At 61.0% G+C, this 13,629-nt stretch carries 11 protein-coding genes; all 11 read right to left on the reverse strand.

Annotated features, from left to right (window positions below; all coding sequences use genetic code 11):
• Positions 1 to 71 precede the first annotated feature (71 nt).
• Positions 72 to 1,001 (reverse strand): sugar ABC transporter substrate-binding protein, encoded by a 930-nt coding sequence (locus JZY08_RS17360; RefSeq protein WP_035243545.1) that lies wholly within the window; start codon positions 999 to 1,001, stop codon positions 72 to 74.
• A gap of 416 nt (positions 1,002 to 1,417) precedes the next feature.
• Positions 1,418 to 2,860, reverse strand: coding sequence for a M20 family metallopeptidase (locus JZY08_RS17365; protein WP_216332789.1), 1,443 nt, complete (start codon positions 2,858 to 2,860; stop codon positions 1,418 to 1,420).
• A gap of 128 nt (positions 2,861 to 2,988) precedes the next feature.
• Positions 2,989 to 4,533: an ABC transporter substrate-binding protein gene (locus JZY08_RS17370; protein WP_216332790.1), complete on the reverse strand. Its 1,545-nt coding sequence runs from the start codon at positions 4,531 to 4,533 to the stop codon at positions 2,989 to 2,991.
• A gap of 36 nt (positions 4,534 to 4,569) precedes the next feature.
• Positions 4,570 to 5,406: a serine hydrolase gene (locus JZY08_RS17375; protein ID WP_216332792.1), complete on the reverse strand. Its 837-nt coding sequence runs from the start codon at positions 5,404 to 5,406 to the stop codon at positions 4,570 to 4,572.
• A 13-nt stretch (positions 5,407 to 5,419) separates the two neighbouring features.
• Entirely contained in the window at positions 5,420 to 7,054 is a 1,635-nt protein-coding gene (locus tag JZY08_RS17380) for an ABC transporter ATP-binding protein (protein WP_216332794.1), read from the reverse strand.
• On the reverse strand, positions 7,051 to 7,869 hold the full coding sequence (locus tag JZY08_RS17385; protein WP_216332796.1) for an ABC transporter permease: 819 nt from the start codon (positions 7,867 to 7,869) through the stop codon (positions 7,051 to 7,053). The genes JZY08_RS17380 and JZY08_RS17385 overlap by 4 nt, the downstream gene beginning before the upstream one ends.
• A complete protein-coding gene (locus tag JZY08_RS17390; protein WP_216332799.1) occupies positions 7,866 to 8,810 on the reverse strand; it encodes an ABC transporter permease in 945 nt (314 codons plus the stop codon). The genes JZY08_RS17385 and JZY08_RS17390 overlap by 4 nt, the downstream gene beginning before the upstream one ends.
• A gap of 180 nt (positions 8,811 to 8,990) precedes the next feature.
• Positions 8,991 to 9,896 (reverse strand): LysR family transcriptional regulator, encoded by a 906-nt coding sequence (locus JZY08_RS17395; RefSeq protein ID WP_216333437.1) that lies wholly within the window; start codon positions 9,894 to 9,896, stop codon positions 8,991 to 8,993.
• Between the two features lie 115 nt (positions 9,897 to 10,011).
• Positions 10,012 to 10,956, reverse strand: coding sequence for an isoaspartyl peptidase/L-asparaginase family protein (locus JZY08_RS17400; RefSeq protein WP_216332801.1), 945 nt, complete (start codon positions 10,954 to 10,956; stop codon positions 10,012 to 10,014).
• 47 nt (positions 10,957 to 11,003) lie between these two features.
• Complete coding sequence (locus JZY08_RS17405; RefSeq protein WP_216332803.1) at positions 11,004 to 12,542, reverse strand: hydantoinase/oxoprolinase N-terminal domain-containing protein; 1,539 nt, start codon at positions 12,540 to 12,542, stop codon at positions 11,004 to 11,006.
• On the reverse strand, positions 12,539 to 13,615 hold the full coding sequence (locus tag JZY08_RS17410) for a DUF917 domain-containing protein (RefSeq protein ID WP_216332805.1): 1,077 nt from the start codon (positions 13,613 to 13,615) through the stop codon (positions 12,539 to 12,541). The genes JZY08_RS17405 and JZY08_RS17410 overlap by 4 nt, the downstream gene beginning before the upstream one ends.
• Positions 13,616 to 13,629: the final 14 nt, after the last annotated feature.

Genomic DNA, 13,629 nt, shown 5'->3' on the forward strand with positions numbered 1-13,629 from the left:
GCAAGCCGTCCAGATCCGGCATTTGCTTCCGAGATTGATTTAAACGGTGGCAAATGCCGGAACCGGTTTCGTCAGTTCTTGGCCACGTAGTCCTTGACGTTTTCCGGCGTGACGAGCTGGAAAGGAATGTAAACCTTCTTCTCCACCTTGTCGCCCTTGACGAGCTTCAGCGCGGCGTCGAGAGCACCCTTGCCCTGGCCCGCAGCATCCTGGAACACCGTCACATCGAGATCGCCCGCCTGCATGGCGGCAAGTGCGTCCTGCGTGGCGTCCACACCGGCAACGACATATTCCTTCATGTCCTTGCCTGCGGCCTTCAGGGCCTGGATCGCGCCGATCGCCATTTCATCGTTGTTGGCGATGACGGCGTTGAACTCGATACCGCTGGACAGCCAGTTGGTAACAAGGTCAGCACCCTGCGTGCGCTGCCAGTTTGCCGTCTGCTCTTCAACCACCGAAATGCCCTTGCATTCATCGGTCTTCAGAACATCGTGAACGGCCTGCGTGCGCATCCGCGCGCCCTGATTGGACAATTCGCCCATCATGACCACGGCCTTGCCCTTGCCACCGAGAAGGCGGCAGACTTCCTTGGTTTCCAGCGTGCCGGCAACGGTTTCTTCCGATGCCACGAAGGCCTGGCCATCGGGCAGGGTGTCCACGTTCACCGGCTGACGGTTGACGTAGACCAGCGGGATTTTCGCGTCGGCGGCAAGCTTCGACATGGCTGCCGTCGCATCCGTGTCAACCGGGTTGACGATGATCGCATCCACCTTGGAGGCGATGAAATTCTGGATCTGGCTCTGCTGCTTGGCAACGTCGTTCTGCGCGTCCTCAACCTGCAGGGTGACGCCTTTCTGTTCCTTGGCATAATCCTGCATGCCGTTGCGCAGCACGGTCAGGAAGTTGTCGTCGAACAGGGCCATCGAAACACCGACGGTCTCGGCATGTGCCGCCGTGCCCAAAAGCACAGACATGGCCGCACTGATGATAAGCTTTTTCATTGTTTTCTCCTCCGTGGTGTCCGGCGCCACCTCTCCCAGCCGGAAACGGACCCTAGAGCCCGTCGCTACCTCCTCACATTCAGAAAACGGAATAATGAAACCGATTTTCTGTTGTTCGGTATATTTATTCCATTTTTAGTTCGAACGTCAATGGTTTCTTCGCGGCCGGTCGGCGAAGCGGCACACAAGGCGGTGATAATCGGGGGTTTTGGAGGGGAAGGGCCTCGAAGGCGGATGCCGATAGGGGTGCCAAACCCCTCCTGCGTCATCCTCGCCCTTGAGGCGAGGATCCATAAGCCGTTGAAATTATGGATCCTCGGATCAAGTCCGAGGATGACGTCGAGTATGGTGAAAGGTCCGCTTTCAATCTCGGACCCGCAGACCTCCGTTGAGACGGACGCCGGAACGTGCGTGTTTCAGCCGTGCGAACCGGGCATGACATCCGCCGGAATGGGGCAGACATAATCGCTGCCTTCGGTCTTCTCCCGCCATTCATTCTTGACGCTTTCTAGCAGTTCGGGCGAGGTCATCAGCGAAAGGCCGGTCGATGCGAGCGTTTTGGCGGCATGCGCCATGGCCTTGTGGGCGGCCGGGCTTTTGCCCTGCGCCACCACCTGCCACGTATGCGGATTGGTCCCGATCGCCCATGCGGGCGTCCAGCACTGCGCGGTCGGCGTCACCCAGCTGACATCACCGACATCGGTCGATCCCGCCCGGAAATGCGACTCGCCTTCGAAATCGCGCAGGCCGAGATGCAGCGGCATCGACCCGTCGATCTTCCGATTGGAAAAGACATCGCCCTTGATCTGATAAAGCCCGATGCTGCTTTTGATCGCCTCTTCGGTGAAGGTATCCTGAATGCGTTTGGCGAAGGCGATATCCGCTTCGTCAAAGGCGATGGGTCCGAGCGCCACCATGTTTTCATGCATTGCGGTTTCAAGCGTGATGTTGGGCAGGAGATTGGTGGAGGCAGTATCAAAGACGATCTCCACTTCCGTTTCGGTCATCATGGCAGCACCACGCGCGACCTTGTCCACCCTTGCAGCGAGATCGAGCGCCTGGCGCATTTCCGGTGCACGGATCAGATAGAGTACTTCCGCCTTTGCCTGCACCACATTCGCCGCCTTGCCGCCGGTATCGGTGATGGCATAATGCACCCGGCAGTCCTGCGGCATGTGTTCGCGCAGAAAGTTGACGCCCACATTCATCAGTTCAACGGCATCGAGCGCCGAGCGGCCGAGATGGGCGGCGTTGGAGGCATGGGAAGCGACGCCTTTGAAACGGTAGAAATATTCCAGAACCGCGAGATTGTTGGTGGAGCGCACGCCGTTGAAGGGCGCCGGGTGCCAGGTCAGCGCCGCATCGACATCGTCAAACAGACCGGCGCGGACCATGAAGGTCTTGCCGGAACCGCCCTCTTCACCGGGGCAGCCATAATAGCGCACGGTGCCGGGCAGATTGTTGGCTTTGAGATACCGGGCGAGCGCGATGGCGGCCATCAGCGAACCGACCCCGAGCAGATTGTGGCCGCAGCCATGGCCAGTGGCGCCGGGTTCACGCGGTTGAACCTCAGCCACATCGGCGAGTTGGCTCATGCCGGCCAGCGCGTCGAATTCACCAAGCAGGGCGATGACCGGTTTGCCGGCGCCGAATTCGCCGATGAAGGCCGTGTCCATGCCCGCAACGCCGCGGCGCACCGCAAAGCCATTCTCCTCAAGCGCACTTGCAAGCATCCCGGCCGATTGCTTTTCCTCGAATTTGAGTTCGGCAAAATCCCAGATGCTGTCGCTCATTCTGGTGAAATCGGGCTTCATTGCCTCGATCTTGGCGGCAATCGACATCACGGCTTCACGGTTCATGGCTTGTCCTCGCATTCCTGCCCTTTAAGGGCGCACGCAAACGCTTCGGCGGAGGGCCGCCAAATCATTACGGTCTATGATGGAAAATGCCCGCGCCAGGCTTTGCGTCCGGCGCGGGCGATATTGGGTCAGTTATCGACCGAGACTTCCCAGAGGCGGGCGTTCGACTGCCAGACCGGCTGGCCCTTGAGCTTCTTCGTAGCGCCCCAGACATCGACCATGTCGTAGAGGAAGATGCCGGGCATTTCCTTCAGCATCAGCTCATGGAACTCGTCGAAAATCTTCTGGCGCTTGGTCTGGTCGGCCTCGACATAGGCGGCCTTCATCAGCTCGATAGCCTTCGGATCATCCCACATCAGGGAGGCGTTCTTGTCCTTGTTGCCGACGTAGAAGGCATACATCAGGGCCGGATCGAGACGCGGGGCGACCGACTGCGAGATCACCTGATAATTGCCGGAACGGCGACGATCCACCTGCGTGGCGTAATCCAGCACCTCGATCTGTACGTTGAGACCCGCCTGCTGCATCATGGCCTGCGCCATGACGGCGGCCGGGAAGCTCGGCACGTTGCCGCGCTTGTTGGCGATGATCGAGATCGGCTCGCCCTTGTAACCGGCTGCCTCCAGTTCCTTCTTCGCCGCCTCGATGTCATAGGCCGGACGCTTCTTCTGCGTCTCGTCGAAATAGACCGAGTCCTGCGAAACCATCGAACCATTGGCTTCGCCCGTACCGTTCGATGCGGCGGCGACCAGTTCGTCGAGATCGAGTGCCATCGCCATGGCGCGGCGCACGCCGGGATTGCTCAGCACCTTGTCGCGGGTCTGGATATAGAACAGGTTCTTGCCGTTGTTGCGGGCGACAATGAGCTGCATCTTCTCATTGGTCTTGAACTCCGGAATGAGATCGGGAGAAATCTCGGCGGTGTCGAGCACGCCGGATTCGAGGCCCGCCTTCACGGTCGAGGCGTCCGGAATAACCATGAACTTGATGCCGTCGGCTAGAGGCCGCTTGGAACCGACCATGCCGTCCGGCTTGCCGTCATTTGCCGGCGAAACATAATCCGCGAATTTGGCGAGGCGGATATATTCACCCTTCTTCCATTCGTCCCACTGGAACGGGCCGGTACCGATGGGCTTGACGAAGCTGCCGTCAGCCGCAACGGATTCCGGCGAGATCATGCCGGTATAACCGCATTCGGGCCGCGACATCAGGCCGAGGAAAACGGCGGACGGCTTCTCAAGCGCAATCTCAACCGTGGATGCATCGGTGGCCTTGACGCCGGTGACATGCGAGGCGCCGCCTTCCACGAAATCATTCAGGCAGGCCCATTTGGTTTCCGGCTTCAGGTAGCGCGTCCAGTTCCAGACGACATCCTCCGCGGTGAGCGGCTTGCCGTTATGGAATTTCACATCCGTGCGCAGCTTGAATGTATAGGTGAGACCATCTGGCGAAACCTCGAAGCTCTCGGCAAGCAGCGGCTTTACTTCACCGCCATTGTTGTAACCGACGAGGCCTTCGACGATGTGCAGGATAACACCGTCCGTATTGCCGTCACGGTTGACCCCGGGATTGCTGCTGCGCAGATCGGAACTTTGCGCGATGGTGATATCGCGGGCCGCTGCGATATTGGCTGTTACGAGCAGGGCCGCGCCTGCGAGAAGAAGTTTTTTCACTGTTCTACCCTCTTTGTTGTCGTTGATCGTGTTTGATTAAAAGCCGTCCCAGCAGGCTTGTGCCAGCCGGCCGATTGTTTCGAGCGCGACGGTGTATCCCGGCGTGCCGTCAGGCATGACCTGCGGCACCTCGTCGGTATAGGCGGTGATGATGAAAGACGGCGCGCCGTTTCTGTAGACGATGCCGGCATCCATACGCCCGCGCTTGCCGCGTCCGCTTTTGCTCGCCACCATCGCCTCGAAAGGCAGGCGGGAGCGGATTCCATAGCGCAATATCTGGTTTTTCAGCGTCTGCATCGCCCACTCGCACAATTGCGGGCTGCAGCCGAGCTTTGCCTGCGCCTCGAGCGAGGATTGCGCATCGAGAATGGTCTGAAGCAGCAGAACCTGGTCCGCAGCCGAGGTGGTGGTGACGGTTTTCAACGGATGATCCGCCGCCAGCGCTAGCGGCGGAATGAGGAAACGGTGGTGGGTATTGGCCATGCCGAGCGATTTGCAATAGCCGTCCACCTCTTCCAGCGTCAGCCTTTCCAGCACCATCTTGGTGCAGACATTGTCGCTCAGCACCATCATGCCGGCGACGGCATCGCGAAGCGAAATGACGATGCCCGGCGTCATATAACGGAACATGCCGCTCGCCACTTCTTCCGCCAGCCGCTTTTCATAGGTGACGGGCTGGTCGAGGTCGATCCGCCCTTCGCTGGCCGCCTTGAGCACGGCCATCATGATCGACGTCTTGCGGGTGCTGCCCGATGGCGTCTCCTCGTTTTCTCCCCGCCCGATCTCTTCGCCGGTCAGGAGATTGCGCACCATGAAACGTGTCACGAAAGGCTGTGAATCACAGATAGCATTCAGTTGGGCAGCCACAGTCATTGTCATCTTCCTGTTAAACTTCTTCTTCCAGACGCCATTTGAGTGTCACACCGCCCTTTTCATTCTGGTCGAGGGCGGGAATGGCCGAGAGGAGCCGGCGTGTGTAGGCCTCTCTCGGGCTGTCGAAAATCGTGTCGCGGTCGCCCTCTTCGATGATGCGGCCGTCCTGCATGACGACGACGCGGTCCGCCACCTGTTCGACCACGCCGAGATCGTGGCTGATGAACAGGCAGGAGAAACCGTAACGTTTCTGCAGATCGGAAAAGAGATCGAGCACCTGCGCCCGCACCGTCACGTCAAGTGCTGAAACCGGTTCGTCGGCGATCAGAAACCGCGGACGACGGGCAATGGCGCGGGCAATCGCCACGCGCTGGCGCTGGCCGCCGGAAAGCTCATGCGGGTAACGGGCGGCATAGTCGGCGCCAAGCCCCACCTCTTCCAGCGTTTCCAGCGCCCGCTTGCGCTTGGCGGCCTGGTCGAGACCGGGCACGAGGCGCAACGCCTCCTCCACCAGCGCCTGAATGGTCATGCGCGGATCGAGCGAGGAATAGGGATCCTGAAACACCATCTGGCAATTCAGGCGATAGTCGTTCCAGTCCTCGTTGCGCTGCCGCCCCTGAAACCGGATTTGCCCTTCGCTTTCCTGCACGAGACCGGCGATGGTGCGGCCAAGCGTGGTCTTGCCGGAGCCGGAGCCACCCACGAGCGCCACAACTTCACCTTCGTGAATATCGATGCTGACGCCGTGCAGCGCCCGCTTCGGCTTGGCTTTCTTGAGCAGCGACTTGCGACCGGGATAATCGACGACGATGTTTCTGGCTGAAACCATCGGCGCCTTGCTGGTGTCGACGACACGCGGCTCGCCCCGGAAGGGCAGTGAGGAAAGCAGCTTTTTCGTATAGGGATGCTGCGGCGCGTCCAGCAGGTCTTCGGTTCTGCCCTGTTCGACGATCGCGCCCTTTTCCATTACCACGATACGGCTCGTATAACGCGCCACCATCGGCAGATCGTGACTGATGAGGAGGACGGCAGTCCCTTCCGCCCGCGTCAATTCGACCATCAGTTCCATGACGTCGCGCTGGATGACGGCATCGAGCGCCGTCGTCGGCTCGTCGGCGATCAGCAAGGCCGGCTTCAGAAGCATGACCGAGGCCAGCATGATGCGCTGGCGCATACCGCCGGAAAACTCATGTGGATAGGCAACAAGCGCGCCTTCGGGATCGCGGATGCCGACCCGCTTCAGCATGTCGAGAATTTTCTCGCGGCGCTCTTCCGGCGACAGTTTCGTGTGAAGGATCAGGCCTTCTTCCAGCTGCCGGCCGATTGTCATCGACGGATTGAGAGAGGTCATCGGCTCCTGGAAAACGACGCCGATCTCCGCGCCGCGCAGGCGTCGAAGTTCCCTGACCGGCAGGGACATCACGTCCTTTCCCTTGTAGACGACCGATCCGCCGGTAACGGCGATCGCCGGAGGCAGAAGCGAGATGAGCGCGCGGGTGGCCAGCGTCTTTCCCGATCCGCTTTCGCCGACGATGCCGAAGATTTCGCCCGCAGCAATATCGAAGGAGACATCCTTGACCACCCGATGGCCCGTTCTGGCGACTTCGAGCGAAAGGCCGCGAACGGTGAGAAGTGTATTAACAGTCATTTGAGACCTCTCATGCGCGGATCAAGCCTGTCGCGAAGGGCATCGCCCAGAAGATTGATGCCAAGCAGTGTCAGCGCGATGCAGAGACCGGGGAAAAGCCCGAGCCAGACGGCCTGCTGGATGAAGGGACGGCCGGCGGCCAGCATGTTGCCCCAGGTGGGGGCCGGTGGCGGCACGCCGAGGCCAAGGAAGGACAGCGCACTTTCCGAGAGGATAGCCCAGCCGAACATGGAGGTGGCGAGCACCGTGATCGGCGCTATGCAATTGGGCAGGATGTGGCGGAACATGGTGTAGATCTCGCCATTGCCCATCACCAGCGATGCCTCGATGAACTCGCGCTCACGCAGCGACAATACCGCGCCGCGCACCACACGCGCCATGGACGGCGTGTAGGCGATGCCGAGCGCGAAGATGATGCCGTACTGGTTGGCGCCGAAGACCGCGAGAAGACCGAGCGCCAATAGGATGCCCGGAAAGGCGAGAAGCGCATTGTTGACGGCCATGATGACGCCATCCACCCAGCCGCGCGCATAACCGCTGACAAGACCGATCAAAGTGCCGCAGATCGTCGCGAAACTGACCGTCAGGAAGCCAATCCAGACGCTGGCGCGCGCGCCGACCATCAGGCGGCTCAAAACATCGCGCCCGAACTCGTCGGTGCCGAGAAGATGGCTTGGGCCGGGTGCGGCCAGACGCGAGGCGAAACCAAGTTTCATCGGATCATAGGGCGTCCAGAACAGGCCGGTCACTGCGGTGATGAGCAGGAGGGCGATGAGGAAGCCGCCGATAAGCCCGTTGAGTGTGAACTTTTTCATTCGGCAACCACACGCGGATCGAAGAGGGGATAAAGAAGGTCGACGAAGAGATTGACCAGCACGTAGGACAGGGAAACGAACAGCAGGCAGCCCTGTATGACGGGGTAGTCACGCGCGAAGATGCTGTCGACCATCAGCCGCCCGAGCCCCGGAATGCTGAACACCGTCTCGATGACCGCGATGCCACCGAGAAGATTGCCGAGGATGAGGCCGATCATCGTCCATGTCGGACCAAAGGCATTCTTGAAGGCGTGCCGCCAGAGAACCGCACTTTCCGAAAGGCCCTTGGCGCGGGCATGGGTGATATAGTCCAGCCGCAGAACCTCAAGCGTGGAGGCGCGCGCCATGCGGATCAGAACACCCATTTCATGAATCACCAGCGTCATCACCGGCAGGACGAGATAGAGCATGCCGCCAACGAGATTGTCGCTGATCGAGACGTATCCCAGCACCGGCAGCCAGCCGAGCTTGAGACCGAAGAACAAGAGAAGCAAAAGCCCGAGCCAGAATGTCGGGATGGACAACAAGAGAGTCGCCGTTCCCACCAGCGCGAGATCGGTCAGGCTGTTCTGTTTCCAGGCGGCGATCACACCCGCCGGAACCGCAATCAGGCTGGCGAGCAGCACCGCGACCACGACGATCTCGGCGCTGACGAGGAAGCGTGACACGACCAGCGGAAGCACTGCCTCGTCATTGACGATGGAGCGGCCGAAATCGCCCTGTAGCACATTGCCCGCCCAGATGACGAACTGTTGCGGCATGGACTTGTCGAGGCCAAGCTCTGTTCTCATCGCCTCGATCTGTTCCGGTTGCGCCATGTCGCCCAGCATCAGGGCGGCCGGATCACCCGGAATGAAGCGGATGAGCGCAAAGACCGTGATCGACACAAAGGCGATCGTCGGCAGCGCCATCAAAAGACGGCTCAGTATGAATCTTATCATCGGTTCCCCACGATTGATGGCCGGGAACGTGCTCCCGCCTCTATCGGTTTCGTTGCTGGCGACTATGACGGATTGATAAATAACACGCAATATTATGCATAAACGTCATATATCTATGCAGAATGGTGGCACGTTTCATCCTGACAGGGACATTGAGATTTCCCGCGAAAAACCCTGTTTTCAGTCGATTTTTTGCGAAAGCTGGATCTGCTGCTTCAAGGCGTCGCTAAGTGCCTGCGCGGCAATGGACAGCGGTGCGCCCGAGGCCCGAGCAAGACCGAACTCCTGCGTCGATTGCGGAATGAAGGGCCGCGCAACGACTGGAAGGTGCCTGTAGAGGTTGGCATAAAAACTGCTGATGATCGTAACGCCCAGCCCATGCGCGACATAGGCGCAGGCGGAACTGTTGGTGTGGGTTTCGATCTTCACCATCGGCTTGACGCCCGCCTTCTTGAAAACCTGATCAAGCGCCATGCGGTTCGGCCGCTGCCGACCGATCAGAATAAGCGGAACGTTGCGCAGGTCCTTCACCGTTATCTCGGCAAGCTCGGCCAGCGGGTGATCCTGCCGGACCACGCAGACGCTTTTGCCGGTGGCAACACGCTCGACATCGATGCCCGGTCCGATCTCACCTTCCATACGCAGGAAACCAAGATCGATCACCCGCTCGCCAACCAGCTTGTTGATGGCAGTGGTCGTTTCGAAAAAAGTCTCGATGCGCACACCGGGGAAATCCCTGACATAGTCGATCAGCATGGCGGGCGCGAAATTCTCCCACATGCTGCTCGGCAGGCCGATGCGGACGATTTCCGGACCGGCCGCGCCATTACGCAAATCCTCGGCGTGGCCGGACATGCGGTCGACGGCAAGCAGCACATTTTCCGCGTCCCGGGCAAGAAGCGCCGCCTCCGGCGTCGGGATCAGCCGCCCCTTGTCGCGGGCAAACAGCGTCAGCGACAGATCCGCCTCGAGCTGCGCCAGAAGCCGGCTGATACCGGACTGGCTGAGCCCCATGGCCTTGGCGGTGGCGATGGTCGAGCCGGTGGACAGAAGCGTGCGCAGGACTTCGAGCTGCTTGATATTCATGAGGCCAGCACCATGGATGAAAGACGAGCCGGTTTCGGTTCTGACCTTTTGCCGCCGATAAGCCTTCATGTCACCGGTTTTTTTTGCATTGTCATGCGGTCCGCTCGGTTGCCGGTTACAATTCCACCTCATAGACCCTGTCGTGGGTGGCAACGCGGGCCTCTCCTGATGGTGTCACCCAGCCCCGGAACATGCCTGATGTATTATAGGGCGCGGATATGCCGCCTTCAGCATCGATTGCGACGAGGCCCGCGCCGATATCGTAAGGCGCCAGATCCTTGTGGACGAGATTGCCGGCGGCGGTTTCCAGATCCTGCCCGAGATAGGCGACACGGGACGCGATCTCATGGCCGACGACATAACGGATGAAAAATTCACCCTTGCCGGTGCCGGAAACGGCGCAGACACCGTTACGGGCATAGGTGCCGGCCCCGATCACCGGGCTGTCACCCACCCGGCCGTCAGGCTTGTTGGTGTAGCCGCCGGTGGAGGTCGCCGCTGCGAGATGCCCCGCCGCATCGAGCGCCACCGCACCGACGGTTCCGTGCTTTTCGTTTTCGGTCGCTTCCGTACCAGATGCAGCATGGACCTTCATGGCCGTCAGCGCCTCGACACGCTTTTGCGTGGTGAAATAGGATTGAGGCTCCGTGGCAAGCCCCTTCTCCTGCGCAAACCGGTCAGCCGCTTCACCGGTGAGATAGACTGCGCGTTCATCCTCCATGAGCGCCCGGGCCGCCTTTACCGGGTTGCGGATGGCGCGGGAGGCGCTGATCGCGCCTGCCGCCAGGGTCTTGCCGTCCATGATCGACGCGTCGAGTTCGTGAACGCCATTCTCGTTGAGCGCCGCCCCATGACCTGCGTTGAAATGCGGGCTGTCTTCCATGACGACGACCGCCGCCTCAACCGCTTCCAGCGCAGTGCCGCCAGCCTTCAGCACGCCATAACCGGCGCGCAGCGCCGCCGCCAGATCGTGGCGCGCCGCCTCCCACTCCTGCGGCGTCATGCTGTCCTCCGGCATCACGCCGCAACCACCGTGAATGGCCAATGCGATCTTCGTCATGTCCTCACTCCACTGTCGCCCCGCCACAGGCAGGGCCTCTTAAATCATCAATGAAAGGCGATATCGCCGATGACCCGCACGCGGACCCGCCGCGCGCCGCCAGGCAGATAGGCGATCGGAATATCCTCCACCTCAAGCGTCTTGAGGCTCGCGCGCTCCGCTCCCGAAGCAACCGCCGCGTTCTGCGCTTCGGTCTCGGCCTTCGCAAGGGCCTCGTCGCGGCTCAACCCGGAAAAGACCTGATCCACCTCGCCGGAAACCTGCGCCATGGCTGCACCCAGCGCATTGGCAACACCTGCATTTTCCACACGCAGCACCTCGGATGCGCCCGGCACCTGCTCCGGTATCAGGAATGCGCCGCCGCCGACCGCAACCAGCGGCACGTCTTCGGCTGATGTCTTCATCTGATCGAAACTGTCGGCCACCATGTCGCGGATACGGCCGAGCGTCGCCTGCACGAATGCCGGATCGAGGTCCTTAACACGATCCCTGTCGCCCATCTCGATCAGGCCTGCGGCAACGGCGATATCCGATGTCGTCAGTGTCTCGCCACCGAAAACGCGGGCTTCGGTCAGGATGCGATACCCCACCGAGCGCGGGCCGATCTTGCCTGTCTGCGGGTCGACAATGGTGCCGCCGCCAAGTGCGATCGGCAGAAGATCGGGCATGCGGAAAAGGGTGCGCACCCCGCCGATATGAACGATATTGTTCGCCTCACGCGGGAACCCGCCGACAAGGCAACCAATATCGGAGGTGGTGCCGCCGACATCCACCACCATGGCGTCGGAAAGCCCGGTGAGGAAGGCGGCACCGCGCATCGAATTGGTCGGGCCGGAAGCGAAGCTGTGCACGGGGTTGGTAGCAGCGATATCCGCAAGCGCCACGGTGCCGTCGTTCTGGGTCAGATAGAACGGCGCCTTCACACCCGCTTCTCGCAGCGCATCCGAAAATGCCTGTACCGTGGTCTTGCCAAGCGTCTGCAGCGCCGCGTTCAGGAGAGCGACATTTTCCCGCTCCAGTAGTCCGATGCGGCCGAGCGTATGGGAAAGCGTGATGCGTGCATCGGGGATTACCGAACGGACGATCTCCGCCGCCCTCACCTCGCACTCCGTGGTCAGCGGCGAAAAGGTTGCGGAAATGGCGATGGAGGTGATGCCCGCATCGCGGATTTTCATCGCCGCTTCACGGATTTCATCCGGGATCATCGGCACCAGCGGGCTGCCATCATATTCGTGGCCGCCATGAACCATGAAGATCAGCGGATCGACGGCCTCGTGCAGATCCCTCGGCCAGTCGCACATGGGCGGCAGCGAAGAACCTGTTGGTAGCGCGATGCGGATGGCCGCAACCCGCTCCAGCCGGGCACGCTCCACCACCGCATTGGTGAAATGCGTCGTGCCGATCATCACCGCGTCGATCGGGCGATCCGCCGCGCCGACATGGCCCGCCACATGGGCAAGCGCCGCCTTTACGCCGGAGAGGACATCCTGCGTGGTCGGAACCTTGATGGAAGCGACAATGGTGTCTCCATCGATCAGAACGGCATCCGTATTGGTGCCGCCAACGTCAATACCGATGCGTTTCATGGGAATACCGATCTGAAATCAATGTCATAACCGAAGGCGCGCGGGCCGACGGCGGCGATGCCGGCAGGTGTCGTCAAAAGCTCCGGCGCCGGCAGGGCGACAACCGTGACGCGCTGGCCGTAACGCACCGATTCCGTGCCAATGGCGCCGCCCGAGACAGTGTCGAGAAGGCAGAGCAGGTCCGGCGTCATGGCGACCGGCTGGCCATCGCGGAAGGCGACCGCCCATTCGTTCTGGAAGGCCAGCTTCATGCGCGAACCGCGGTCGGCATCGATACCTTCAATGGTCGTGCTGCCGCGCAGGAAACCACCGGTGGTCTCGCGGGCGACATCCACCACCTTGCCGCGGAACAGCTGCTTGCCGCCCTCATGGTCAAGAACCGCCTGAACCGGATCGTCATGGCGTGCACGCGCTGCCATCACCGCACGCCCGAGTTCGGTCGCCTTGGTGACGGTGTAGTGAATGCCCCATTCCTTGACTTCCTTGCCGGTGCGCGGTGCCTTGCAGGTGGCGGCGGTGGAACCGACTTCGGTGCAGACCTTGCGCGAGATGCGCTCCATCCATTTCCAAGAAGCCGCACGCGTCACGATCACCTCATTGTCGCGCACATCGACCAGCGACAGCGGAAACATCGGCAGGTTGCCGATGGCGAAGGATGTCATCTGCGCTTCGGGATAGGCGCGTCCCATGGCATCGGCATTCACGACCGGCCGGTCGAGCACGGCGGCGGCGAGGAAGGAGGAAAGCGCATTCGAGCCGCCGATTTCCACGCTCATGATCGCCCGGAACGGCTTGCCGAGATAATCCTCCATCACCTCGACGGCGCGGGCGAGATGCACGGGATCCCCCAGCCGCTCCTGACCGACAAGCGGCGCACCCATCTTGGAGACGACGGCAACCATGTCGTCATCGGCGAGCGCCATGGGATCCATGACCTTCACGCGTCTGCCTTCGGCATAAAGACGGCGCAGGTTGAGCGTCGAGATATAGGGATTGCCTCCACCGCCGGTTCCCAGAATCCAGGCGCCGGTGGCAAGAGGTTCGATATCGTCTTCGGAAAATTCCTGGATCATGCGTCATCCTCGGG

Source organism: Rhizobium sp. X9, assembly GCF_018873185.1.
GTDB lineage: Bacteria > Pseudomonadota > Alphaproteobacteria > Rhizobiales > Rhizobiaceae > Agrobacterium > Agrobacterium oryzihabitans.

Excerpts from the sequence above, each read along its gene's own strand:
- JZY08_RS17360 (WP_035243545.1), bottom strand. The coding sequence starts at position 1,001 with ATGAAAAAGCTTATCATCAGTGCGGCCATGTCTGTGCTTTTGGGCACG.
- JZY08_RS17365 (WP_216332789.1), bottom strand. The coding sequence starts at position 2,860 with ATGAACCGTGAAGCCGTGATGTCGATTGCCGCCAAGATCGAGGCAATG.
- JZY08_RS17375 (WP_216332792.1), bottom strand. The coding sequence starts at position 5,406 with ATGACTGTGGCTGCCCAACTGAATGCTATCTGTGATTCACAGCCTTTC.
- JZY08_RS17380 (WP_216332794.1), bottom strand. The coding sequence starts at position 7,054 with ATGACTGTTAATACACTTCTCACCGTTCGCGGCCTTTCGCTCGAAGTC.
- JZY08_RS17385 (WP_216332796.1), bottom strand. The coding sequence starts at position 7,869 with ATGAAAAAGTTCACACTCAACGGGCTTATCGGCGGCTTCCTCATCGCC.
- JZY08_RS17390 (WP_216332799.1), bottom strand. The coding sequence starts at position 8,810 with ATGATAAGATTCATACTGAGCCGTCTTTTGATGGCGCTGCCGACGATC.
- JZY08_RS17395 (WP_216333437.1), bottom strand. The coding sequence starts at position 9,896 with ATGAATATCAAGCAGCTCGAAGTCCTGCGCACGCTTCTGTCCACCGGC.
- JZY08_RS17400 (WP_216332801.1), bottom strand. The coding sequence starts at position 10,956 with ATGACGAAGATCGCATTGGCCATTCACGGTGGTTGCGGCGTGATGCCG.
- JZY08_RS17405 (WP_216332803.1), bottom strand. The coding sequence starts at position 12,542 with ATGAAACGCATCGGTATTGACGTTGGCGGCACCAATACGGATGCCGTT.
- JZY08_RS17410 (WP_216332805.1), bottom strand. The coding sequence starts at position 13,615 with ATGATCCAGGAATTTTCCGAAGACGATATCGAACCTCTTGCCACCGGC.